This window comes from Bacillus sp. EB600 (genome assembly GCF_024494385.1).
In the GTDB taxonomy this organism is placed as follows: Bacteria; Bacillota; Bacilli; order Bacillales; family Cytobacillaceae; genus JAEVLT01.
The window spans coordinates 37,552-62,373 of record NZ_JAEVLT010000027.1 but is presented as its reverse complement, the minus strand read 5'-3'; the positions used below and the strand labels follow the sequence as shown (position 1 = coordinate 62,373).

Below are 24,822 nucleotides of genomic sequence, written 5' to 3'. Positions count from 1 at the left end.
GACTACCGAAACAGCAGTCCATTATTATTTTACTAAATCACCCAATAGATTAAGTATTTCGAATTTGATCTTCATAAACCCTTTATTGGTTGCCTTCTTTTAAGGATATTATATGAATGATTTGTGTTCACTAATAACCATTAAAAAAGGATTGCGAGGGATGGTAAATTATAAAGGGAACGTCTTTATAAGACTAAGTAGTTCAGTTTTGGAGTACAAAATGTAAAATATCACTCCAAAATGAACCTACAAGGAAGAAATTTTTATGCTTGTAGCTCGTGACCGTAATTCAAATACGATTTCTAAATTTGTCTGAGAGTTATTCCAAATGAAAGGAAATACTAACCCAAAGTATGAATGAAAGGAGTAACCATGAAAACCATTAAACCAATTAAATTAGGTTCAAATCAAAAAGAGACTGATGAAAAATTAACAACGAATGATAGTAGCTATATGGAAGAACGTAATATCAAAATGACCACTACTGATATTGCGGCTCTTTGGAAGACATATATTCAAAACACAGCCGAAAGATGTTTTTACATACATTTTGTTCAACATCTTGAAGATGTTGAAATAAAGTCAATTATTGAAGAAGCTTTGGTTTTGGATGAAACCATTATCGGAAAAATTGAGTCGATTTTTGAAAAGGAAAGCTTCCCCATACCAAAAGGGTTTTCAGATAAAGATATTGATTTGTCTGCTCCTGCCCTATTTACAGACTTATTTGCATTAAGTTTCGTTTTTCGTAGTGGACAGGTAAAAATGCCACATTATACAAATGTTCTTAGCAAGGTATCCAGGTTAGATATTTATGAACTTTTTAAAGAATGCTTATTTACTGAGACGGAATTACATAAGAAAGCATTAGCTCTTATGCTTTCAAAGGGCTTATACGATAGACCTCCAACGATGGAGTATCCAAAAAGTGTTGAGTTTATTCAGCATGAACCTACATTATTAAATACATGGTTTGGTGAGAAAAGACCTCTAAACTGTTTGGAAATGGCTGAACTTTATCAAGATATTGAAAGAAATGCAATGGGTTTAATTCTATTGATGGGGTTAATACAAGTAACAAAAGATAAGGAAATAAAGGATTATTTATTAGCTGGAAAAAAATTAGCCCAAAGTCAACTAGACACATTTGATAAGTTACTGAAGGAAAATGACAATTATATCGGATTCCCAACAACTATGGAGGTAACAAATTCAACAGTCTCCCCATTTTCCGAAAAATTGATATTGTTTATTATAAGTGCTGCAAACTCAATCGCTATTTCTACACTGGGAGATGCTTTATCAGTTTCAATTAGAAAAGATGTGGGAGCTAAATATTCCCTTTTCTTAATGGAGGTAATGAAGTACGGCGACGAGGGTCTTAAACTTTTAGTTAAAAGAGGTTGGATGGAACAACCTCCACAACCGATTGATAGACGAGAATTTTATAAATCATAATCATTTACATACAAAGTAAAAAGGGCATGAATCGCTTTCTTGTCCTTTGTTTACATTTATAGCTTTACGCAATTCAAGTCAAAGGAATAGTTTTTAAAACTGACGAAAAAGGTCCAGTGATTTGCATTTTGCACCTTCACAACTGAGTGAAATCACCAAAACAACCTATGCATAATAACAAGACTTATTGGAAAAATTATGCTTAGTGCATTCCAAAGTCTGAGGTGAATCAAATGTCACAGAAATCTTCACTTTCCTCTACTGAAATAGCTACGCTGTGGGAGACTTACAAGGAAAAAACTTTTATTTTACGTTTTTTAGAGTACTTAATTCCGAATGCAAATGATCCAAAAGCAGAAAAAATTATGAGTGATTTGCATAAAAACTTAGAAATCTATGTTGAAAAAGTAAAAAATATTTTTCATAATGAAGGGTCTATACATCCTCAAGGATTCTCCTCCAGCAGTGACGTTAATATAAATGCACCAAAATTATTTGATAATGGTTTTGATGTAATGCTTCTAAGATCAATCAAACAAATGAGTATGGGCTTATATACACTTAATATGGGATTGTCCTATCGTACTGATGTTGTAAATATATATAAAGATTTAACAGCCATCACTCAAGCTTGTTACGATGATTGTACCCAATATCTATTAGAAAAAGGGATTCTAACACGTCCTCCATATATCCCAATGCCTGTTTCAACTGAATATATTAATGACTTACATTATTTAAGTGGTTTTAACATTTTAGAAAAACAAGGCAAATGGATTCGTACGAGTTAACAATTCTACATCATAATATGGAAAATAATAATATTGGAATGACCTTAATGTATGCATTTTCGCAAGTTGCAAAAGAAAAGGAAGTTAAAGAATATTTTCATAAGGGAATGGAGTTATCAAGTAAAATCCTAAAAGAAAGTAGTAAAATGCTGCTAGATGATAATATATCACCAACTATTACCTCTATAGGTAATGCAACCAATTCAAAGGATAGCCCATTTTCAGATAAGTTAATGATGTACTTTAATTATCTGTTAATTAACCTTACGCTTGGTGCGAATGCCTTTGCTTTTAGCTTCGCATTACGCAGTGATATAAAACTAAAAGCAGCTCTATTTACAAAAGATGTAGCGGATTATGGAGGAGAAGGGATAAAGTTAATGGTAAAGATGGGATGGTTAGAAAAACCACCAAAAGTAGGTTAAAGATGCAAGGGGACGGTTCTTGCGTCTCACGGAAAGACACATGAGAACCGTCCCCACGTATACACTGGAATTACTCCCAGAATTTCCACCAGATCTTTTTCTTCGGATCTTCTTTTACTGCGGCTGCGGTTGCTGCAGCTACTTCTATCAGTGCCTTCTTTTCTTCTTGTAATGCCCTTATTGATTCTAGAAGTGCTTGGTCACGTCTCTCTAATGATTCTCTTATATATCGCTCTTGATGATCTAACTTTTCGACTAAAAACTTATTAAACTCAGCTTGTTCTTTATTTTGGTTTTCAAGTTCTTGATTGTGGCATATAACCTTGTCTATTTTATCCGATATCACGTTAAATCTAACAGACATATCCGGTCCATTTTTTACATCCGACATATCGACTAATTCTGTTGAAGACCCATTGGATTGATTAGGATCATCCGATAGGCCCAGTATGTCTGATATCGCTTGCCTGATCGCAACATCTACCGTATAACCTTTCATTTTTTTTAGCTTGTTAACGGTTCTAAGTAAATTGATATCGAGTTCAGAAAATACTAATTTGCCGTCGTTACTTCTTTCCATCCTATAGCTGCTAAACTTCTCTACCTTGTTCATGTATTTTTTGACTGTTGATTCTGATAATCCTACCGCCTTCGCTGCCTCTTTTACCAATATCAATATTTCAGACATACCTAATTCACCTCGTCTGTCAGATAAGTCTATAAATCTATAACTATTTATTAGATACTGTTCCATAAATATCCTTTTTTTTTTGATGTAAAGAACAGCTTTGCCCTTATATCCTCTTCTACTGTTTCCGATAATTCATATTAAGCAATCTTCGCACATAAATAAATGAGTCGCTCCGTCCATTATCATATTTATATCCCAGGCAAAGTAAAACAGCATCATCAAATGTAAGTGCTAACTTAGGAAGGAGTTTGTATTGTAAAAATGAAGCATAATATATTTCTTTGTTTTTAGTCCGGATTTTTGCAATTTGATAATCAATCATTTCCCATATTTCCTCTACATAATAATTAGAAAGTGCCTTTTTAATGGGTCTTAATCTAATCTCCCTTGTTTTATGTTCATCATCTAAAGGATCATTCATTTGCGCAGCTTGAACTTCGTTTTCATTTTTAACATCTCTCTCTGTTTGGGGATCCGTTTTAGGTAGGGGAGTTAATGAAAGTTCATTTTCCTTAAGCTTATAAATCATGTCTGTTTTTTCATTATAAACAGTATATATATCTGTATATTTATTATAGCCATGAATGGTAACCTCTTCGTTATGATAATAAGCAGTTTGTAATATTCTAAACATTCTCTCTAACCATCTTCCTTATTCAAATTAAAATGATTTTTAACAGTAATGCAAAAGGAAAAGCTCCAGCACCCGACAAAGCACTGCAGCTTTTATCTTATTCATAAATATTTATTCTCGAAGCTTTAAATGTTGGAAGTTCCAGCACTTTTTCCATTTCCTTTGCTGTATCCCATTCAATTAAAAACGAGATTACAGATAAAAAATACACATTTAGGCAATATCTAACAAAAAGTATAATTGGGAAATGATCTGATATCTACTAAAAATGAATAATGTTACAGGAATGAAAAGGATGAAACTTTTTTAACACACTTTTAAATTGTGTGAAACATATATTTTTCGTAATAATGCCAAGTCGATTAGGGGTTGTCAAAAATTGTAGACTTTTGTCTTATTTTGTAATACTATATGGATGGAAACTTTAAAGACTTCCCTTTATATGAATACATAAAACTCTCCTAAAGATAAGAATCCAAGGTTCGAATCTATTGCAAATGCAATAATAAACATTGAGAGAGTTTTTCTTAAAAGCAATAAGGAGGACAATTCTCATGGAAAATTTTAATAATTGTGCGGAAATATCGGAAATGATCTATTGGGCAACTCATCTAGAGGAACAAGCAGTAAAGGTGGAAATAAAACAAAAACAATCGATCAAATACGATGTTTCTCCTTTGATTGACTTGGCACTTGCTACAAAGGATAAGGAATGGTTTTATCAATTAACCTCTGGGATGTAAGGTAACTTAAATTCCCGCTCCTTCCAGGAATGGGTCTTCTCGCCCAAACTGATAAAGCAATTCTCCTTATAAGGATTTGTTTCATTCTGTCAAAATTGGCAGCAGGATATTCAAGTAATGCACTCGTTCGTATTATAAGATTCACTTCTGACTGGCCATTTTTATAGAGTTTTATATAACGGTATCCGGGGTAGAACGGCACTGTTGAAAAAAGCTACAAGAGAGAATTGATTAAAACAAGCAAGGCCCGATTGGGCCTGCCTGTTATTTGACTATTACAGTTCCAACCATTCCTTCCTGTAAATGATACCGACATATCAGTTCATATGTTCCGGACTTTTTCGGTTTCACGGTAATGGTTTTTTCTTTTCCTGGCTGCACTTCGGCGTCAATTCCGAGCTTTTCCACTGTGAAGGTATGCTTTTTCTTACCTTTGTTTTTCAATATCAACTTTGTCGTACTTCCATTCGAAATAGTGATGACTTTCGGATTAAAGTAATCATCGTTCAAGTTAACCTCAATCGCTTTCACTGACTCAATAGGCTGTGTTACGCCGCCGAATTCGGCAAATACACTGAGTGAGCCTGAAGTTGTTACAACCACAATCATCGTAAGCAAAACGACCAATCCAGTTAACCACTTTTTCACAGACATTCGCAATCCCTCCTTTCCTAAGACTATCTTTTTCCAATTCATAAAATATTATCACATTAAATTGGGTTCCAATGTGCTTCAAATAAGTAACCTTTATGGATACCCCCCCATATATAAAAAAAGAGCCCACCGGATAGATCAAGTGGGCTTAAATAATAAGTTATTTTCTATTAGTATGGATTCAAGTGTTTAAAACTCGGTTATCATTCCTTCGTTACACCTTCATTACTTTGTATCTCGTCCTTAGAACTTCCTGACAAAAAGAATTCTTTGCCTTTAAGCCTGGCCTCGGGTAAGAAGAAGGTACCAATGAAGCATAAAATGGCAAAGATTAATCCCACACGGAATATTTGTTGGATACCAAATGTTAAAGAAGTCTTCACGGCCTCCATCAGTTGAAGGTACATTTGATGTCCTGCATTACCCAATTTATTGAACTCTGCTGCAATAGATTGTTGTGCTTGTAACGTTAGGAGCGTTTGTGGATTCAGATCCGCCAGCTTATTTTTAAACTGTTGCATTGAATCTGGTAAAGTTTCACTAAATTTTTTGGTAAACGCTTTGTTTAGGATCGAACCAAAAATAGGAGAAGCAATAACTCCGCCTAGCGAACTTACAAATTGCTGTGTTGAATTTACTGTGCCCATCATTTTGTAAGGGAATGCGTTTTGCACGACCATGTTCATTAGAGGCATTAACGAGCCAATGCCAAGTCCAAGCACAACCATGTTTATGGCAACTGTAGACCAGGTAGTATGAATATTCATTTGATTCAACAAAAGGGAGCCCGCCACTATCACAGCACCGCTACACCATGCAAGATACCTGTAACGACCTGTGCGCGACATAATTTGTCCTGAAACTATACTACCGAAAATAAAACCAAGCATCATTGGCGACATAACCCAGCCGCTGCTTTGCGCATTGAGCCCAATTACCCCTTGAACATAGACAGGCAAGAATATGAGACTGCCGAACATCGTCATACCGACTAACACCCCCAAGATCAGTGAGGTGCTAAAAATACGATTCTTAAACAAAGCTGGATCTAAAAGCGGATCTTTTGCTTTACGCTCCCACAAAATAAAGAGGATAAGGACAACCATACCACCTATAAAGAGTGTTAATTCAAGCGGAGAACTCCAGGCATATTTCGTACCTGCCCATGTAAAACCCAGCAAAATCGGAATTAAACCGATGATCAAAATAACCGAACCCAGCCAGTCAACCTTCACCCGGTGTTCTGCCCGGACCTTCGGTAACGTAACAATTACGCCGATGATGGCAAGTAGGGCAAACGGTAAATTAATATAAAATACCCAGCGCCATGAAAAGGAATCAGTAATCCAACCACCGAGTGCTGGACCAAGGATACTGGACAGACCAAATACAGCCATCATAACCCCCATCCATTTTCCCCTTTCTTTAGGAGAAAAAATATCACCGACAGTAGCACGCGGCATGCTCATCATTGCACCGGCCCCAATACCTTGAAATGCACGAGCCCAAACAAGTTCCAACATTGTATGAGCCTGACCGGATACCGCGGATCCGAGTGCGAACATGATGAGTCCAAACAGATAGAACGGCTTTCTGCCAAACACATCAGATAACTTACCGTAAATTGGAATTGTCACCGAAGAAGCCATCATATAGGCAGTAAAGACCCACGCATACAAGTTTAATCCATGTAAATCCCCTATAATCGTGGGCATTGCTGTAGACACAACTGTCTGATCCATGGATGAGAAAAACATTGTCATAAGAACGGTAGCAAGCGCCCACCACTTTTTTGAACCCGTTATTTGATTGGTTGTCTGTACTTCTGAATGAGCCATCCTTTTCCCCTCCTTACAAGATAGCCTATTAATTATGATTACATCGTTCGGTAACGGATGAAAATTTCTTTAACCCAAAAAAGGAACCCAATCCATTAGTTGCAGCAGCACAATAAAACTCGTTTATTAAACGATCTATGATTTTGTCGATGTTCTGGTGCATTACTCAACTCCCTCCCCTTTTAGAGTCTAATATTTAATATATTTAAGTTTGTAATATCTAATGTTTACCGTTTATAAATAAATTTTTTTAACTTAACAATCCCTGCCTAAGTAAAAGTACCTTTTAACCATATCCAATGAACAACGTAGTCCACTATCTGGATACCTGTTCTTACCATTCAGAATGGATCTTATTATTCATGAAAATTTAACAGTTTGTTAAGAAATTATGTGTCCCTGGAACCATATACATGGGCAAATGGAGTTGATGAAGATGGCAGAAGGAAAAAGGTGCCTGACCCAGTGTGTTAAAGCGTTAGCGCATCGGGGGTCAGGCTCCAGAATTCACGGACTCCTTTCTGTACGTTTACGAAAGGAATATCCGGCTATTATTTTCTAAATATCTTTCAATACCATTCAATTAGAATTCTTACTGTATTTAACAGAAAAAGCAATCAAAAGGTCGAACTTTTTGCCTGCCTGGGAATTTTACCAAAGCTTCAGGGGAGTCCGAACCAAAAAACTTTTCCACATCAAATGTTGACTTGACGCCAATCTTATCATAATTTTCCTTGATCCATAAATCAGCATTCTTTCGGCCGAAGTCACGCAAGTAAATGAGAAAGTCCCAAGAAACATTTAATTTACTTGAACCATCTAAATTGTTCAAACCTTCAACTGTATTAATAAAGTGAATATTGACTTTCTCTAATTGACCATGGTAATCAAATCCATGATCGACCAGCTTATTTAACGAGTTGATGACGCGTATTTCACGCATTAAACTAGTGTTAAAACTGATGTCATATGCACGATCAAGTATTTCATGAGCATTTGTCGGCAGCTTGGGGTAATTGGTCGGTTCAATTTGGACAACCATTAAATCATTGCAATCATGCTCCCATAGCAGTGGGAAGAGAGAAGGATTCCCCACATAACCGCCATCCCAATAATGCTCTCCGTTGATTTCAACAGCCCTATAGATTTGCGGAACGCACGCTGAAGCTAAGACCGTATCGACTGTAACTTCATGGGTATCAAACACTCTAAGTTGTGAGGTTCTCACATTCGTAGCAGATAAGAAGAGCTTTATTTCCTGATTGTTACGGATCTTCTCAAAATCAATCGTCTCATTCAGTATATTCTTAAGCGGGTTAATATCGAAAGGATTGAGCTGATAAGGGGACAGGAATGAAGAAATAGTACCCCATGATTGATAGAACGGGTTGAAATCCATATTGCCACGGCTCACTATTTTGTCCAGCCATGTCGGTTGAAAAAGAGAAAACATTCCCCATTCAGAGATTTTACGCCAAAATAAGCCCAGCTTCTCTCGCGCCGTTTCCCTGTTTCCAATCGTCAATCCATAGGCCAACAGGCTAGCGTTAACCGCACCTGCACTGGTACCTGATACAGCCACAACTTCCAAGTTTTCTTCTTCAAGTAATCGATCGAGAACTCCCCATGTAAAAGCTCCATATGCCCCTCCGCCCTGTAAGGCTAAGAGAATCTTCTTTTTTTCCAAATTTATTATCCTCCTTAAAAATTTCATTATGAAATAGAAATATTTTATAACGAATCATTTCGATTGGGTGTGAACGTTTGGTCTTACTTTGGCGTACGTCGATTCCTTTCTTATTAAAAATTATATCAAAAAAGCTGGACTGATTGAGTTAAACGGGTTTAATTTATTGGAATTTTTTAATAAATAAAAATCTTCACCAAATAAAAAGAAGACCATTTATCAAATGATCTTCTAAAAAAGATTGTTTAGTTAGAATTGCCACATGTAAACTAAATTACGATGGGAAGTTTTCCTGCAATTTCAGAAAAAGGTTCCTGACCCCAGCATGTTAAAGCGTTAATGCATCTAATTGCCACAAGAATAAAGGAATTCTTGTCAACATTGTAAAAAATGGTGTTTTAAAAAAGTAAAATTTAGTAGAAAGTTATTGGTATCCCGAAAATTAACCGACTTGGAAATAGTTCATGATGGAGATCTAATTAATAGAGGTTTTATTAATTTATTAACGTATGCCTGATTTACTTCATACAATATTCAAAAAATGGAGTTGATCTTCATGGCGAAATGGATTGATGTATCAACATCAAAACACCAATTAAAACTTTTTGATCGTCACAGACTTTTAAAAACTTACCCAATTGGAGTTGGAAAAATATTGTCACCAACACCTACTGGAACATACAAGATTATCAACAAGGATCCTAATCCTGGCGGGCCATTTGGAGTGCTTTGGATGGGATTGTCAAGACCTCATTACGGTATACATGGAACAAATAATCCTTCTTCTATAGGTAAGAATGTCTCGCATGGGTGTATTAGAATGTTTAATCATGATGTTAAGGAATTATCATCTTTAGTTCCAATTGGTACTAAGGTTTTTATTCATAAATGACTCTATAGTCCACGTTCCACCTACGTTTCTACTCAGTACAATTTCTCCTTTATCATTAATGAATGCTCACTTGGTCGCACGATGATAAATGAAGAATTTCCAATCATTTCTCTCAGATCTTCACAATAACCCATAAATACTCTCTATATGATAATGTTTTCAATGTAAAGGCACATTTTCTAATTGAAGTAGATGACATCTGTCAGCCACCTTCTATGCAAGTTGCTTTGGAGCTTCCTACTACTTTATTTAATAGAAGGACTCCCTTTTAGGAAGTCCACTTCATGCCATAACCCTTCGATTAAAGGATGACTTTACTTAATTCTAATCTCTTTTTTGGGAGCCATGATTGTCGTCATCAACGGTACCTTCCCCCGCCTTGTTGTCCAGCGCTCCACCAATAGGAGCACCTGCAGCACTGCCAAATGGATCAAGAGCAGAAGCTATAGTATCCCCAGCAAAAGCACCTACACTAGTTCCTACTGCCTCGCCAGTATCGTAATCGTCACGTTTTCGTTCGTTGATATCAGCCATCTATTTCACTCCCTCATTTTTTATAGGGAAGTGCTATTGTTTTAGCAGCACTGTCCCGTAACATATTTTGTCCAAATAGGGACAAATTTACGAGGAGGGATTAATGAGCTATTAGCATCCGTTCCTGAATGTATGATTATCGTTAGTTTATAAAAAAGATCTTAAGTAAAAGGTATGAATATGGTTGATTTTCTTTGCAATTAACAGGTGAGAGCAAACAAGGGACAACTCCCCCGGACGCGGTTAATGTATTAACGCACCAAAAGACTATCCCCTGCATGAAATATCTTATACCGTCTGTTCCTGTTTAATAGATTCTGTATTTTTCCCCTTGTTTCGGCCGTGTAAGAAATAATATAGGATAAAGCAGATAACTAACACAACAGCCATACACAAATACATCCCGTGGTAGCCTATGGATGGAACAAATATACCTAGAATGAATGGACCTACACCGATTCCCGCATCTAAAAAGATAAAGAAGGTTGAAGTAGCTAATCCCATGCGGTCCTTTGGTGACACTTTAATAGAAATCGCCTGGCCACTGGCTGAAAATGTCCCATAACCAAGTCCTACAAGTCCCCCAGCTAATAAAAGAACGAAGCCTTGACGTGCCTCAGCAAGGAGGAACAAACCAACGGCAAATAGTAGCAGGGCAGGATACATGACCGAATTTTCACCTTTTGTATCAAATAAGCGTCCGGTGAAAGGTCTGGAAACGATTGTGAATACGGCATAGACTACAAAGAAGAAGCTGCCGACATTAACTAAATTAATTTCTTGTGTATAAGCACTAAGGAAAGTTAAAATACTCGAATATCCGAAAGCAACAAAAAAACCAATAATGGCAATCGGGACTGCTTTTACCTCGAAGAAATTGTGAAGCGAGAATCCTTTCTGCTTTTCTTTTTTTTCTTTTGCAAATGTTACTACCGGAACCTTTAAAAAGAAGATTGCTATAAAACTGATGACTAACAAAATAACACATAAAATGAAATTACTCATAATGCCTATTTGCTGCGTTAGAAGTATTGCTAAAAAAGGACCAAATGCTGCCGCCAACACAACACTCAAAGCATAATAGCCCGTCCCTTCCCCACGCCGTTCATTGGGGATAATTTTTGCAACAATGGTTCCTGTTGCAGTGGAAGCAATTCCTAATGTTGCACCATTTAAAAACCGATTCACTAACAAGAACGAAAAACTATTCACCGCAAAATACAAGCATGTCGTAAGTAAGAAAAAAACAACCCCAATATAAAGCATTTTTTTCCATCCAACCTGGTTGATGAATCTTCCAGAAAAAAGGCGGGCAAGCAGTATTCCAATAACAAATATTCCCGAGGCGAGACCCGCCATACTCGGTGTTGCTTGGAATTTTTCTGTAGCAAAGGTTGTCGTGGCTACCATTAATAAATAAAATGTAAAATAAAGAAAAAAGTTGGCTATTGAAACAATCAAGAAATCTTTTGTCCACAAATTAATTTTATTCATATCTACTCTCCTTCCAAAATGTTTTTTTTCATTTTAGGGAGTAACCGGAATGCAGCCATTTGTTCCTCTTTCGATGTATCTTTCATCACACTGTACTCCAACTCCGTTATCTTTTGCCGGCATGATTGATAAATTTCTTCCCCTACATCTGTTAACTGAATGATCTTTTCACGCTTATCTTGGCCTGGGATTTCCTTCACGATACACATTTTTTCCAAACGCTGGACTCTTCTCGTAATGCTAGGCTTTTCAACATTATAGTAATTCGAAATATCTATCAACGCGGACGTGCCGTTGTTTTTTAAATAAAAAATAACTTGCCATAAAGAGTATGATAGCTCGTATTCACTAAGTAGTTCATTTAATTGACTAATTAGAGGACGATAAAGTGCGAGAAAACATTGAAAAAAGCCCTGCATGCAATTACCTCCTAAAAAGCAAAATAGTTACCTTGGTTAACTAAAGCTGTTGACGAATTCTACTTTACTCTTTTTTATGGAATTGTCAAAACTTAGACACTTTATTAGTAATAAGCATGTAGGTAAAAATGAGTATAGAAATCATCTTCTAATACAACTTCTATAACCTTTCAAAAGTACCTACTTATTCAACTTCCAATTCAAAAAGAACACTGTTGGGAAGCGAGTTCGCTTAACGACCTCTCTTCCTTAAATATTTCTAGCACGATTTGAGATTAAAACTCTGGTTTATATCGATTTCTTTTTGTCATAAACCTACTTTAACATCTCCTTATTTCGTGTCTAGATTCATGGATCCATTATTTATTTACCTTTTGGGGTTCTTGAAACGAGGATTGAACCTAAAATGACTATTACCGCACCTATAGCAAATTGTAAGCTAATAGGGGTACCTATAAATATAATTTCGGTTACTATTGCCCAAAAAACATAGGTATTATTTAGAGATTGACCTCTAGCAGTACCGATTAAATGAATTGATGTGTAGTACAAAGAATAGTTGGCAGTACCTAATAAACCTGCTATAATAATTAGCCATACGATGTTGGATGACGCTACTTGAAATGCTAAAGAATATCCATGTATGAATGGAACAATTAATATTGCATAGCAGAGTGCAGAGGTCATCTGTCTTATATTAATCGCATAAAGAGGAACTACCTCTTTTCCTTTCATTCCCCAATCACTAATTACTCCTTCTAATCCCCAAAATATGGCGGCACCTAATGCAAACAAAATTCCGATGTAGAAGTGACGATCGGCGTTAAACTCCGATGGAGTATATGCTAATATAGACACTCCAACTATACTCAAAACAACGCCGAACCAAGTTCTTCTGCTCGCTTTTTCCTTCAAAAAAATGAAAGCAAGCAAAGCACCTATTCCAGGGAATATAGAAGAAATACTTGCCGCATAAGTTACTCCTACATATTGAATACTAAGAAAATAAAAGGTCATTGCTAAAGGTCCGCCAGACAATCCTCCAAAAACTAAAATTGCTCCGCTCTTTGTTTTCAGTAATTTTAATACATTAATAAATTCACCTTTTAAGATCATAAAAAATGATATCCAAAGTGCTGAGAAAAAGTCATGCATGAAAGCTGCTATAATTGGTGCAAATACCACATTCTGTTTAAAATGTGTACTAGCAATTATAATGCCAATTATCACCGTATCGATTCCCCAAGCAATAGCTGAAGTTTCCCCGAGGAATGTTCCCATTCTAGCTTTTTTAATCCTTTTTACATTCATTAACTTAACCTCTTTTCCAAAAATCATTTCACTGGAAACCGGCCAGATTAATCGTCAGCTTAAAATCTGATAAATAATTCCACTTAACTATTTAATTAAATCAATCACACTATATAAATAACCTCAGATATTTTAGGTTTCTTATATAGGTGAGGATAAGAAAAGGAATATGCATGTCACATTTGTTCGATCCGCTAGAAAATACAAAATGGCGCGTACTGTTCCATTCCATATCCCTTCTTTGTGCCGGCTGGAAATGTATATTTAATTTTTCTGCACAGAATAAAGACTTTTTCAGGTTAAGCAATATAAGCTCAAAGTGTTTAGTTCCTGATATAGATTTCCCTGTGCCTTATCAACAGTAATATCATAATAGGAGGGCAAAGAGCATTGTTTACATAATACAAACGAAGAAAAATACACCTCAATCTTAATGTTAAGGACATCTAAAATTACCAAGATTTTCCAAAACTAAATTTTGAAGGATATGTATAAACAACTAGGGAAGTGGATTTTCAGTAATATGTACCGAAGATGGTTTTATATAACTTTAATGGATGGAAAAGGATTCCCTTGAAAAATATCCATATTGGATTTATCCAGGAAAATATAGATCAAGTGAACAAAAGCAAACAACGTTTGAGTGAGGGTGGCCTTGATGTAGGATTCCAAAAACCAACCTTACCATTTTACATGGTTCTATTATTTATGTCAAATATTTTGAGTACCAAGTATGTGTCAAGTTTTTCTCGACGTTCATTCTAGCACGCTATTTCCAGCACCCTAAATGTGAATAAACTCTTTAATTTGAACTGACCAAATGTCTGTTCCTCTATAAATAAATTTATCTAATCCCACTTTTTATATGTGCTCATACAACTGGATAAACCTGTAATGAGTGCTAGCTGGAGGATATTTTTGAAATAAATGGGTGCTCGCAAATTTTCACATCCAGATATATCAATATCTTGGTATAATTTAAAGGATATTTCGCGGAGTTAATTCACTATTTTTTGAATAATCCCATTCATCCAACAAATATTTTTTCGATATTTTTAATAGTTTTGAAACATAAATAACACCTACCTCTTGCTCAAAGGGAGCAATACTTTTAAAGGTTTCCTTCGAATTATTTAACTAACTTATAAAAAGTATTCCTTTTCATGTCTATTTCCTCCATAGCCTTAACTGCAGTAATCTCTCCTTTTTTCCAGCGGCTATATACTTTTTTAAAGTCGTCTGTAATCTTAGCTTTCGACCGTCCAAACTGTACCCCTATTTGTAACGCCACATCAATTCCTTCACGCTGCCGTTTTCGAATTTGGTTCCGTTCGTCTTCAGCCATCCAAGAAAGAATTTGTAAACTAGATTGGCAATGATAGTACCTAAACTATCTTTAAATTGAGTGGTATCCAATAAGTATGGTAAGAACCCGACGACTTGCCGTATGATACGGTAGGTCTCCAAGAGCTCCCACCGAACCTTACGTACACCTTGAATTTTATTGTTGTTGATGGATGATTTAAATGAATCTTTTTTCAACATATTTAAATGTGAAACTACTAAAACAGAATTCTACAAAGTTTATATAAAGTTGTACCCTTGACCATACCTTTTATAGAATCATTTTATGTTCTTTGGATAGACGAGTTTATAGACGAATACAATACCACTTCTTTCTTTTTGTTGTTGTTTTTCTAAAAGTGTTCATAAAACGAACGTTAAATAGACAATTTAATAATTGATATTTTGTCGTCATTACAGGAGTGTCACAGTGGGATAGGAAACATCAATTCATAAAGGAGCGATTTCTGGATACTTATCCCTCTTGCCCTAACGATGGATAAAATGTAGCTTTCTGACTCAGGTAAAGCATCAGCCCTCTCGAATTACCAACTTTATGGAGCTCAATTCCTTCAACCATCTGGCTTTCGGCCCGCTACCTAACTGTCTACGCTTAAAGACTAAAGTTACCTTTAGTCCTCCAAGACTCGCTGCTAGCGAATGGCTAGTTCTTACTCGGCGGAGATCCCACCCGCTATATGATACGACCTTGCTCGGCCGCACACCTGATCGTTAGTTTAAGCGAAAGCTCTCACAATATCTTAACTCATACCTATCTTTGTTTATAAATAATAATATAAGAATTTATTGGAAAACTAAAATATTAATGATACAGTTGGAGGAAATTATGCTCGAAAAAGGAAAAATTAACGCCGGTGAATTTCTAGTAGTAGTAGCTGCATTTACGATTGGAAGTTCCATACTTGTTGTCCCGGCTCCAGGTGCAGAAACTGCTAGGCAGGATACCTGGATTGCTGCTGTCATTACGCTTTTTACAACTTTATTTATAATTTTCATTTTTAATCAATTAGCAACCCTTTATCCTTCCATGACATATGTTGAGTACAATGAAAAAATATATGGAAAATGGATCGGGAAAATCCTGACCCTTCCCTATCTTTTTTATATTTTCTTTATTGTGTGCGGACAGGTTAGAGATATTGGGGATTTTTTTACGACGGAAATATTAGTTGATACTCCGATGCAGATGATCATGATCATCTTTACATTGACAAGCTTAATTGGTGTTCGGTTAGGATTAGAAGTTATTTGCCGTTCGGCAGTAATTTTTTTCCCGTGGATTATCATGCTGTTTGTCTTATTATGCTTATTTGTTATCCCACAAATAAAATTAGAATATATTCAGCCTGTTTTTGGGGAAGGTTTGAAACCAATTATAAAGAATGTTTACATTAACTGGGGACAAACTTTACAGATGGGCATCTTCTTAATGATCATGCCGTATGTTGCTAAAAAAGAAGAAATGAAAAAAACCTTTTATAAAGGGTTTTTAATCGGTGGAATTGTTATGGTGACTGTGATTACTCTGAGTATTTTAGTATTAGGTGCTGATTTGACTGCAAGGCAATCCTATCCTACATATATGTTAGGAAAAAAAGTAAGAATTGGGACCTTTCTACAAAGAGTGGAAGTCATCGTCGCAATTATTTGGATGTTGACAATATATTTTAAAATGGCAATTTGTTATTTCGGACTTTCGCTTGGGTTAGCTCAATTATTTGGCTTAAAAAACTACAAAATCCTTACCTTTCCATTAGCGTTTTTAATTATTCCCTTTGCAATCTTTATGAGTCCAAATATCGTCAGTATAAATCAATTAATTTCTAAAACGTTAACACCTTATTCCTTCACAATTTGTTTTATTCTACCGCTGTTGTTGTTAATGATTGGAAAAGTAAAAAAACGTTCTGCTTCCAAAGCAACAAAAATGTAGGGAATGATATATCCACACTCCCACTTTTGACGCATTTCCAGCACAATATTGTGATACTTCGCTTTTTGTATTAAAAGGAAAACATGGACCAAACAGGGATAAACATTTCAAAATTCTAATTTAGGTTTAACCATTTGATTAGCTTTGTAATGTCATTTTTTAAAAATGCTCATACATTAGAATACAAGTCTAAAATTAAAGGTGATTAGAATGAGTTCATCCCGAGAAACAATTCTTGAAATCCTTTCCTCTGTTGCCAGCATCGAAAATGCATTAGCAGATGCAATAAATGCTCAAACCAGAATTCTCAATAAAGGAAATTTCAAGTCAGATCAATTAGAACTATTTACGGATAATTTAATGACATTAATCGCATTAACCATTAGAAAAGAACTCGCGCTTGATATTATTCTTCAAGATGTTATCAATGTTGTGGAAAAAGTCACCACTCCCCCAGCCAATTAGAATTTATATATTTTATAAATTCAATCCTTGCTTACCATTTGACCAACAGAGGTAGGTTAATTTAATTCAGGTTTTTCAGCCTATTATTGGAAAGGTGATAAGAATATGGCAGATTCATTTCGTGAAGCCATTTCAAGACTAGAACAAGCCATGGCAGGGGCGCTGGAAACGGTCACTGCAGTAGGTACTCCTGCTGAGATCGAAAAATTTGTAAGGTTGCTTAATAAACAGACAATCGTAACGGATATGTTACTTGAAAAAGTCGTTACTTTATCAGCCTTCGATAACTTTCGACAACCAGATCCTACCGAAGAAGGAGTATCTTCCATCCGGCTTAGTCTATGGGATCAATTAGTATATCCAGCTAAGAACGAGACTAACGCTGAATTGGAGACTAGGAGGAATCCTTACCGTTTTTTTCTCTGATTGGTTCGATGGTTTCAATGTTATTGAAAACGTAAGCGTAAAATATCCCCTCTATTTTCTAGATGGGAATTATTTTACGTTTCTTTTTAAATTTTCAATCAGATGTTATCATATTTACATGATTGGAGGTGGAATGGATGTCATCATTAGTTTTCATGGCTTTGTATCGTCCCAAATCTGAAAATGAAAATGAGTTAATGGAAATTCTTAAGGTACATATCCCAACATTAAGAGAAGAAGGTTTAATTACTGATCGTGAACCAGTAACGCTTCAAGCGGGAGACGGAACCATCATTGAAATAGCAGAGTGGAAATCCTCCGAGGCAAAAGAAAAAGCACACCAATCTGCAAAGGTCATGTCTGTTTGGGAAAAAATCATGGCTGTTGCTGAAATCACCAGCCTCTCGTCCCTTTATGAGTCCCAAAAACCTTTTCCAACTTTTAAACCTTTAGTTATATGAATATATCTGGATTCAAAAATGGTCACATGCAATAGCGAAACCAAAACAGCCTCGGCGACTAACCGAGGCTGTTTACATATGTAGTTTGAAAAACTATAACCCTTTTAAAAACTTTATGAATAGGATATTATGAGGTGGCTAAAACACTCAGACTATCTAAAAATATTAATACATATATGTTTACTTGACAAGGGTCGCTTCATACTGCAGTCTTTTGCTTTTTATTCCAAATTCATTCTAATTCCTATCGCTGCCATAATTCCAATAACCGAAATAAAGATGGCTACTAATAGGTTCATATAAATTCCCCCCCTCTATCATTAGCAATCTTTATTATACCATTTTTCGCTTAATTTTTTTTGCAGCTAAAGATTGTTCGGCTAACTAGGATGCAAAGTAAAGTAAGAATATTATTTTCGAATCGTTTTCTACTCACGATATAATTTTATGTTGAGCTTCTAGTGGGAATTGGTTTGTTAAATCGAATGGTTTTTATAATTCTAGGATACTAACTTACAAGTTCTCTAAAAAGTATCTTAAGTAATAAGTTCAATATGACTTGAGACATATTATAGATGACAATAACTTCTGTCACCTTGCTAAAAAAGGTGCGAATTAAAGTGTTATTTAACATCAATTTGCCACAAAAACCCCGTGAAATCAATAAAAGGAAATAGTCCAAAAAAGTGCCTGACCCCCAGTGTGTTAAAGCGTTAACGCATCGGGGGTCAGGCACCAGCATCTTTATCTTTGCAATTGAAATGTGCAGAAAATAAAAATAGAATGTTAGTATTGAAGGAGAGAGAAAAATTGAAAAAATTAACAGAAGAGGATTTTTATAATTTAGAATATACTCCACGTTAGAAATTTGGTCCGGATAGTATGATTCGGTTGGCATTGGTTTTGCACCATTTCTAATTGCTTATATCTTGTTTTATAGTTTATCGAATTTCGAAGAATATGTTGATAGTCATCCCCTTTGGACTTGGATCTTTGTTTTATTAACCTTGTACATTTGGTTTTCATTATTGATAGCCATTCCTTTTGGTTTTCCGAAAAAAGTGATTGATCGTTTAAATAAAGCTGTCAGTTATAAAGTTAAGAAAAAAAGGAAGAAATAATAAAATTAATTTGTTATTTTTTAGAAGAACATTGATATCTTTTATTACTTTGTGGTTGCAATAATACATTGCTTAATTTCAGAAAAAGATACTTAATAATAAATTTTTGGAGGGTTTTGAATGAAGGTAGCTGCGGTTCAATTAAAATCAAGTTCAGATAAACGTGCTAATTTACAAAAAGCGAAAGAGTATATTAAAAAGGCGAAAGGTCTGGGTGCAGATTTTGTTTTGCTGCCTGAAATGTATATGGCTTTTCTACATCCTAAATTGGGACAAAGTAGATATGCTGAAATTGCAGAACCCTTGGACGGTCCTTTTGTAAGCGGTCTGGCTGAATGTGCAAGGGAAAACCAAGTATATGTTATTTGCGGAATATTTGAGTCCAAACCTGGTGAAAACACTAGATCTTATAACACAACTGTTTTCCTTGGACGAAATGGGGAATTGCTGCAGTCCTACCACAAAACGCATTTATACGATGCATTTAACTATAAAGAATCTGATTCGATTATCCCGGGGACGGTTCCTCAAGAAGTGATTGACACTGAATTTGGCAAAGTGGGATTGATGGTTTGTTATGAGGTTAGATTTCCGGAGATTAGCAGACGGTTAGCTATGAAAGGTGCAGATTTTCTTTTTATTCCGGCAGCATGGGTAGACGGAGTAATGAAAGAAGAGCATTGGAAAATTCTTCTTCGGGCCAGAGCCATTGAAAATACAGTTTATGTTTTTGCAGCTGATCAAATTGGAAATAACTTTTCAGGGCAAAGTATGATTATTGATCCCATGGGAGTTGTAAAGGCAAATGCAGGTGAAGAAGAAACGATCATCATTTCTGAAATAGATCTTGAAAGGATTAAACGCGTTCGTGACAAGCTGCCCAGTGTAGCTGACAGAAGAGCAGAATTTTATGATTTATAGTTTCTTACCAGCGATTGCTATGATATTTACGCTTGTTGCCAAAGAATTGAACAATGGAGGTAACGTTAATAAACTTCCGTTTTATTAAATATATTTTTTTCTTCCAACTTTGTTTCTATATTAACTATTTTGTGTTGCATAAAATAACGGTGAAAATCATCCAAATAAATACGTGTTCCTTTTACTAATTTTACTAGTTCTCTAATATTTCCAGGCCAATGATAATTCATAAACTCAGCCATTGTTTCTTTACTAATTTCTTTTTCAGGTAAATCATATTTTTTACAAATATTTTGAATGATATGGGCAATGAGAAAAGGAATATCATTTTTCCTTTCTCGTAACGGTGGAATATGTATCGGAATGACATTTATACGATAAAAGAGGTCTGCGCGAAATGTCTTTTCTTTAACCATATCTTCAAGTGAACGGTTTGTTGCAGCAATCAGACGAAAATCTATAGGAATTGCCTTCGTTCCTCCAACAGGTTCTACTTCTCGCTCTTGGATAACTCGTAATATTTTCGATTGCATGTGTAACGGCATATCACCAATCTCATCCAAAAACAGTGTACCTTTATGTGCTAACTGAAATTTTCCTAGTTTCCCATTTTTCCTTGAACCTGTAAAAGCTCATTCTTCATAACCAAACAATTCCGATTCTAATAGCTGTTCTGGAATGGATGCACAGTTTACACTAATAAATGGCCCTTCGCGATAATTACTTAAATAATGAATAGCTTTCGTAAACATCTCCTTTCCTACGCCACTTTCGCCGGTAATCAAAATGGTTGCTGGTGATTTAGCTGCACGTCGTGCAATACTTATAGCGTTAGATATGCTTGTACTTTCACCAATAATTTGATCAAAGGTGATAATCTTTTCCTTCCGCATTGGTGGTTCGGGAATTGTCAATGGATTACCCTCTTTGAGATGTAAAGCCTGTATACTATTAAAAATATTATATAAATCAGAAACCCCTTGAAAAACAAGTATTCCTATTCCCCCAATGACTTTATCGTTTTTCCATATTGGAATGCGATGAGCAACTACTTCTTGCCCTTTCAACTCTTGAACTTGACTTCGTTCCGGAACACCTGTTTCTAAAACAATATGTAACCGAGTCCCTTCAATTACTTTTGTTACATGCTGACCAATCGCTTCTTCTTTTCTTACACCAAGATAATGACTATATGCCTCATTAATCATCCTTACGATCCCATTTTCATCAACAACTATAATGCCTTCACAGATAGTGTCAAAACAAACTTTAAACCATTCAGCACTATTTTCTATCGATTTAATTTTTTATGAACCTCCACAAAACCTTCAATAACATCTTCTTGACTCAGTGTCCCTATAAGAGTATTTTGATCGTCTACTATTGGAATTTTCAATTTATTAAATGGAAACACTTCCGTTATGTGAGTAAAGGCTACTTTTAACGAGTTTCTTTTATACTTTTAGAATTCTTTAAAGGTTACCTTCATATTCTTTAACCAACTTATACAAAGTTGTCTTCTTCATATCTAATTCCTCCATAGCCTTAACGGCAGTAATCTCTCCCTTTTTCCAGCGACTGTATACTTTTCTAAAGTCTTCTGTAATCTTAGCTTTTGGGCGTCCAAACCTAACACCCATTTGTAACGCCACATCTATTCCTTCACGCTACCGTTTTCCTTAATAATGAGATGAATGATTAAAAAAGAAATCGCCATTATTGGGTTTCCCGTACTAACGCTTTTATTGATGTTTCCAATCTCCATTTCCAAGGAAAGAGGACCAAAGCTTACAGCTAAGGTCCTCGGTCCTCCTTTTTAGGTTCCAGATTAAATAATTCGAACAGAAACGATGCTGTCGATCTGGTTCAGTTTAGTTTCCAAACCAGAAAGAACATCCTCGCCTACTTCATTGTCAATGTCGATAATGGTGTAGGCATATTCGCCGCGGCTTCTATTGACCATATCAGCGATATTTAAGCTGTAGTTGGATAGGCCGGAAGTAATTTTCCCGACCATGTTCGGAATGTTCTTGTGGAAAATGGTGATTCGTTTCTTACCTGTATAAGGAATCTCGGCATTAGGGAAGTTAACGGAATTTTTGATGTTTCCTGTTTCAAGATAGTCCCTGATTTCCCGGGCAGCCATGATAGCGCAGTTTTCTTCCGATTCCTTTGTGGAAGCTCCAAGATGAGGAATGGCCACGGCATTTTTCATTTTCAATACTTTTTCATCTGGGAAATCAGTAACGTATTTGCCGACTTTTCCGCTCTCAAGCGCTTCTGCCATATCGGCATCATTGACAAGGCCGCCGCGGGAGAAGTTCAAAATCGTTACGCCGTCTTTCATCAGACCAAAGCTTTCTTTATTGAACATCCCTTTTGTTTCATTCGTTAATGGAACATGAACGGTAATGTAATCAGAGTTGGCAAATACTTGCTCAATCGTCATAGCGCGCTGGATGTTGCGGGATAGGTTCCAGGCGACATCGACAGAAATGTATGGATCAAATCCGATTACATCCATGTCTAAAGCAAGTGCAGCATTGGCAACATGGGCACCAACTGCCCCTAAACCAATGACTCCTAATGTTTTGCCTGTAATTTCTTTTCCAGCAAACTGTTTTTTTCCGGATTCGACAAGTTTCGGAATTTCGTCTCCCTTGCCTTCTAAGGACTTGGTCCAGCTTATACCCGCAAATACGTTACGGGAAGCGGCTATTAAGGAAGTCAGGACAATTTCTTTTACAGCGTTAGCATTGGCTCCTGGTGTATTGAATACCACAATACCAAGCTCTGTGTAATTGCTGACAGGAATATTATTGACGCCTGCACCAGCACGCGCAACGGCTTTTACATTTTTGTCGATCACCATATCATGCATGTTAAAACTGCGAAGAAGGATGGCATCAGGGCTTTGACTGTCATTATCAATCTTGTAATTTTCATTGTTGAATATATTTAAGCCACACTCAGCAATGTTGTTTAACGTCTTAATTGTGTACACTTTGGTTTTCTCCTTTATATACGATTTATTTTAAACAATTTCAAAAAGCTACTTTACTCGGCATAGAATGCTAGAAAACGAGGATGATATATCTAGAAATATAGTAGATTAGCTAGCGCTGGGCTTACGTCTTAGCCATTTACTTTTTGGAATTGTTCCATAAACTCACTGAATGCTTTACATGTTTCATATGGTACGGCATTGTATACCGAGGCACGGCAGCCACCAACAGAGCGGTGACCATTTACACCAACGAACCCTTCTTCCTTCGCTTCTGCGAGGAATTTCTTCTCTAATGCTTCATCCTTGAGGCGGAAGGTAATGTTCATGAGCGAACGGCTTTCCGGTTCCGCATGGCCAACATAAAATCCATTGCTGGTATCAATAACATCATAAATGACTTTTGCTTTTGCCTCATTGCGTTTGGCTATTTCAGCGATTCCACCCAACTTTTTGGTATAGTTGAGAACTTCACCAAGCATGTAAATACCAAAGGTTGGCGGTGTATTATACAAAGAATTTTTTTCAGCATGTGTGCTGTATTTTAACATGGTCGGTATATTGGTGTTGGCTTTTTCAATCCAATCCTTACGAATAATAACCACTGTTACACCGGAAGGTCCAAGGTTTTTCTGAGCACCGGCATAGATTAAAGCAAATTGGCTGACCTCAAATGGTTTTGAAAGAATATCACTTGACATATCAGCTACCAATGGAATATCACCTATATTCGGGAATTCTCTCCACTCTGTACCATAAATCGTATTATTAGATGTCAAGTGGACATAAGCATCAGCCGGATCAAATAACAATTCATCGAGATTTGGAATACGGCGATACTGACTTTCCTTACCACCGAATATTTCATAAGGATTTCCGAATAATTTTGCCTCTTTTAAAGCTTTCTCAGACCATGAGCCGGTTAAGATATAACCAGCTTTTTGGCCTGGCTGTAAGAAATTCATCGGAACCATTGAAAATTGTAAGCTGGCACCGCCCTGGAGGAAAAGTACCTCATAATCATCAGGGATCGACAGCAATTCAATTAAATTATCTTTTGCCTGATTATGCACTTCTTCATAGTCTTTGCTACGGTGGCTTAATTCCATTACGGACATACCGGTACTACGGAAGTTGACCAGTTCCTGCTGTGCTTTTTCCAAAACAGCTAAAGGAAGGGCAGATGGACCTGCATTAAAATTGTACGCACGTTTGACTTGTAAACTCATTTTTTCTCCCACTCCTATGTTTTAACTCATATATCCCCAACAATAGAGGAATATAAATATTTAAAATATTAAAATTTAAATAACCTATCGGCATATTTAAAAATTAATCAGGTGATGAACTATCGAACAAAAATATATGGCTATTATTTTTTCAAGTAATACCCGCTAAGTAATTTCTAAAAAGTTTTAAATGTTTTTAATATTTTTATATTCGCATGAATTAAAGTATAATACAAATATAATTATTATTATGTAATCATAACAAATTCATTATGTATATAGGGGAATACTATGAATACAAAGCATTTAGCGCTATAGATGCGTAA

Annotated in this window: 24 protein-coding genes and 1 pseudogene; 10 read left to right on the top strand and 15 right to left on the bottom strand. The window is 35.9% G+C overall.

What is annotated here, in order from left to right; all coding sequences use genetic code 11:
- The first annotated feature begins 372 nt into the window (after window positions 1-372).
- The 3 genes from JN080_RS21080 to JN080_RS21070 all read left to right on the top strand — a co-directional run bounded on the left by JN080_RS21080 (window position 373) and on the right by JN080_RS21070 (window position 2,674).
- Complete coding sequence (locus JN080_RS21080) at window positions 373-1,458, top strand: DUF3231 family protein (protein ID WP_256237943.1); 1,086 nt, start codon at window positions 373-375, stop codon at window positions 1,456-1,458.
- 233 nt (window positions 1,459-1,691) lie between these two features.
- The gene (locus tag JN080_RS21075; protein WP_256237942.1) at window positions 1,692-2,249 is read left to right on the top strand and encodes a DUF3231 family protein; all 558 of its coding nucleotides are present in this window, start codon (window positions 1,692-1,694) and stop codon (window positions 2,247-2,249) included.
- Window positions 2,231-2,674 (top strand): DUF3231 family protein, encoded by a 444-nt coding sequence (locus JN080_RS21070; RefSeq protein WP_309144707.1) that lies wholly within the window; start codon window positions 2,231-2,233, stop codon window positions 2,672-2,674. Before JN080_RS21075 ends, JN080_RS21070 begins: the two co-directional genes overlap by 19 nt.
- Before the next feature lie 70 nt (window positions 2,675-2,744).
- Here the strand turns inward: JN080_RS21070 and JN080_RS21065 are convergent, their stop codons facing one another.
- Window positions 2,745-3,362 carry a MerR family transcriptional regulator gene (locus JN080_RS21065; protein WP_256237941.1) on the bottom strand — a complete coding sequence of 206 codons (618 nt, stop codon included), beginning with the start codon at window positions 3,360-3,362 and terminating at the stop codon, window positions 2,745-2,747.
- 118 nt (window positions 3,363-3,480) lie between these two features.
- Window positions 3,481-3,999 (bottom strand): hypothetical protein, encoded by a 519-nt coding sequence (locus JN080_RS21060; RefSeq protein WP_256237940.1) that lies wholly within the window; start codon window positions 3,997-3,999, stop codon window positions 3,481-3,483.
- A gap of 554 nt (window positions 4,000-4,553) precedes the next feature.
- Between JN080_RS21060 and JN080_RS21055 the strand changes: the two genes are divergently transcribed.
- Complete coding sequence (locus tag JN080_RS21055) at window positions 4,554-4,742, top strand: IDEAL domain-containing protein (RefSeq protein WP_256237939.1); 189 nt, start codon at window positions 4,554-4,556, stop codon at window positions 4,740-4,742.
- Between the two features lie 264 nt (window positions 4,743-5,006).
- Here JN080_RS21055 and JN080_RS21050 read toward each other — a convergent pair whose 3' ends face one another.
- The 4 genes from JN080_RS21050 to JN080_RS21035 form a co-directional block, all read right to left on the bottom strand.
- A complete protein-coding gene (locus JN080_RS21050; protein ID WP_256237938.1) occupies window positions 5,007-5,396 on the bottom strand; it encodes a cupredoxin domain-containing protein in 390 nt (129 codons plus the stop codon).
- 203 nt (window positions 5,397-5,599) lie between these two features.
- Window positions 5,600-7,234 (bottom strand): MDR family MFS transporter, encoded by a 1,635-nt coding sequence (locus JN080_RS21045; protein ID WP_256237937.1) that lies wholly within the window; start codon window positions 7,232-7,234, stop codon window positions 5,600-5,602.
- A 28-nt stretch (window positions 7,235-7,262) separates the two neighbouring features.
- Window positions 7,263-7,397 carry a hypothetical protein gene (locus JN080_RS21040; RefSeq protein ID WP_256237936.1) on the bottom strand — a complete coding sequence of 45 codons (135 nt, stop codon included), beginning with the start codon at window positions 7,395-7,397 and terminating at the stop codon, window positions 7,263-7,265.
- 438 nt (window positions 7,398-7,835) lie between these two features.
- Window positions 7,836-8,921, bottom strand: a complete 1,086-nt coding sequence (locus JN080_RS21035) for a patatin-like phospholipase family protein (RefSeq protein ID WP_256237935.1) — start codon at window positions 8,919-8,921, stop codon at window positions 7,836-7,838.
- 556 nt (window positions 8,922-9,477) lie between these two features.
- Between JN080_RS21035 and JN080_RS21030 the strand changes: the two genes are divergently transcribed.
- Window positions 9,478-9,813 carry a L,D-transpeptidase gene (locus JN080_RS21030; RefSeq protein ID WP_256237934.1) on the top strand — a complete coding sequence of 112 codons (336 nt, stop codon included), beginning with the start codon at window positions 9,478-9,480 and terminating at the stop codon, window positions 9,811-9,813.
- Between the two features lie 324 nt (window positions 9,814-10,137).
- Here the strand turns inward: JN080_RS21030 and JN080_RS21025 are convergent, their stop codons facing one another.
- The 5 genes from JN080_RS21025 to JN080_RS29695 form a co-directional block, all read right to left on the bottom strand.
- Window positions 10,138-10,347: a hypothetical protein gene (locus tag JN080_RS21025; RefSeq protein ID WP_256237933.1), complete on the bottom strand. Its 210-nt coding sequence runs from the start codon at window positions 10,345-10,347 to the stop codon at window positions 10,138-10,140.
- 288 nt (window positions 10,348-10,635) lie between these two features.
- Entirely contained in the window at window positions 10,636-11,841 is a 1,206-nt protein-coding gene (locus tag JN080_RS21020; RefSeq protein WP_256237932.1) for an MFS transporter, read from the bottom strand.
- Window positions 11,842-11,843: 2 nt separating this feature from the next.
- A complete protein-coding gene (locus tag JN080_RS21015) occupies window positions 11,844-12,260 on the bottom strand; it encodes a MarR family winged helix-turn-helix transcriptional regulator (RefSeq protein ID WP_256237931.1) in 417 nt (138 codons plus the stop codon).
- 363 nt (window positions 12,261-12,623) lie between these two features.
- A complete protein-coding gene (locus JN080_RS21010) occupies window positions 12,624-13,571 on the bottom strand; it encodes a DMT family transporter (RefSeq protein WP_256237930.1) in 948 nt (315 codons plus the stop codon).
- Window positions 13,572-14,700: 1,129 nt separating this feature from the next.
- Window positions 14,701-14,862, bottom strand: a complete 162-nt coding sequence (locus JN080_RS29695) for a hypothetical protein (RefSeq protein WP_309144706.1) — start codon at window positions 14,860-14,862, stop codon at window positions 14,701-14,703.
- 900 nt (window positions 14,863-15,762) lie between these two features.
- On the opposite strand from JN080_RS29695, the gene JN080_RS21000 reads away from it, so the two are divergent.
- The 5 genes from JN080_RS21000 (at window position 15,763) to JN080_RS20980 (ending at window position 20,263) form a co-directional block, all read left to right on the top strand.
- The gene (locus JN080_RS21000) at window positions 15,763-16,869 is read left to right on the top strand and encodes a GerAB/ArcD/ProY family transporter (protein WP_256237929.1); all 1,107 of its coding nucleotides are present in this window, start codon (window positions 15,763-15,765) and stop codon (window positions 16,867-16,869) included.
- A gap of 210 nt (window positions 16,870-17,079) precedes the next feature.
- On the top strand, window positions 17,080-17,334 hold the full coding sequence (locus tag JN080_RS20995; RefSeq protein WP_256237928.1) for a hypothetical protein: 255 nt from the start codon (window positions 17,080-17,082) through the stop codon (window positions 17,332-17,334).
- Between the two features lie 105 nt (window positions 17,335-17,439).
- Window positions 17,440-17,760, top strand: coding sequence for a hypothetical protein (locus JN080_RS20990; RefSeq protein WP_256237927.1), 321 nt, complete (start codon window positions 17,440-17,442; stop codon window positions 17,758-17,760).
- Window positions 17,761-17,897: 137 nt separating this feature from the next.
- Complete coding sequence (locus JN080_RS20985) at window positions 17,898-18,221, top strand: hypothetical protein (RefSeq protein ID WP_256237926.1); 324 nt, start codon at window positions 17,898-17,900, stop codon at window positions 18,219-18,221.
- A gap of 1,241 nt (window positions 18,222-19,462) precedes the next feature.
- Window positions 19,463-20,263 (top strand): carbon-nitrogen hydrolase family protein, encoded by an 801-nt coding sequence (locus JN080_RS20980; RefSeq protein ID WP_256237925.1) that lies wholly within the window; start codon window positions 19,463-19,465, stop codon window positions 20,261-20,263.
- Between the two features lie 65 nt (window positions 20,264-20,328).
- On the opposite strand, the pseudogene JN080_RS20975 reads toward JN080_RS20980, so the two are convergent.
- The 4 genes and pseudogenes from JN080_RS20975 to serC form a co-directional block, all read right to left on the bottom strand.
- Window positions 20,329-21,558 (bottom strand): annotated as a pseudogene (locus tag JN080_RS20975) (sigma-54 interaction domain-containing protein).
- Window positions 21,559-21,735: 177 nt separating this feature from the next.
- Window positions 21,736-21,915, bottom strand: coding sequence for a hypothetical protein (locus JN080_RS20970; RefSeq protein WP_309144705.1), 180 nt, complete (start codon window positions 21,913-21,915; stop codon window positions 21,736-21,738).
- A gap of 176 nt (window positions 21,916-22,091) precedes the next feature.
- Complete coding sequence (locus tag JN080_RS20965) at window positions 22,092-23,267, bottom strand: phosphoglycerate dehydrogenase (RefSeq protein WP_256237924.1); 1,176 nt, start codon at window positions 23,265-23,267, stop codon at window positions 22,092-22,094.
- Between the two features lie 131 nt (window positions 23,268-23,398).
- Window positions 23,399-24,496, bottom strand: coding sequence for a 3-phosphoserine/phosphohydroxythreonine transaminase (gene serC / locus JN080_RS20960; RefSeq protein ID WP_256237923.1), 1,098 nt, complete (start codon window positions 24,494-24,496; stop codon window positions 23,399-23,401).
- Window positions 24,497-24,822 lie beyond the last annotated feature (326 nt).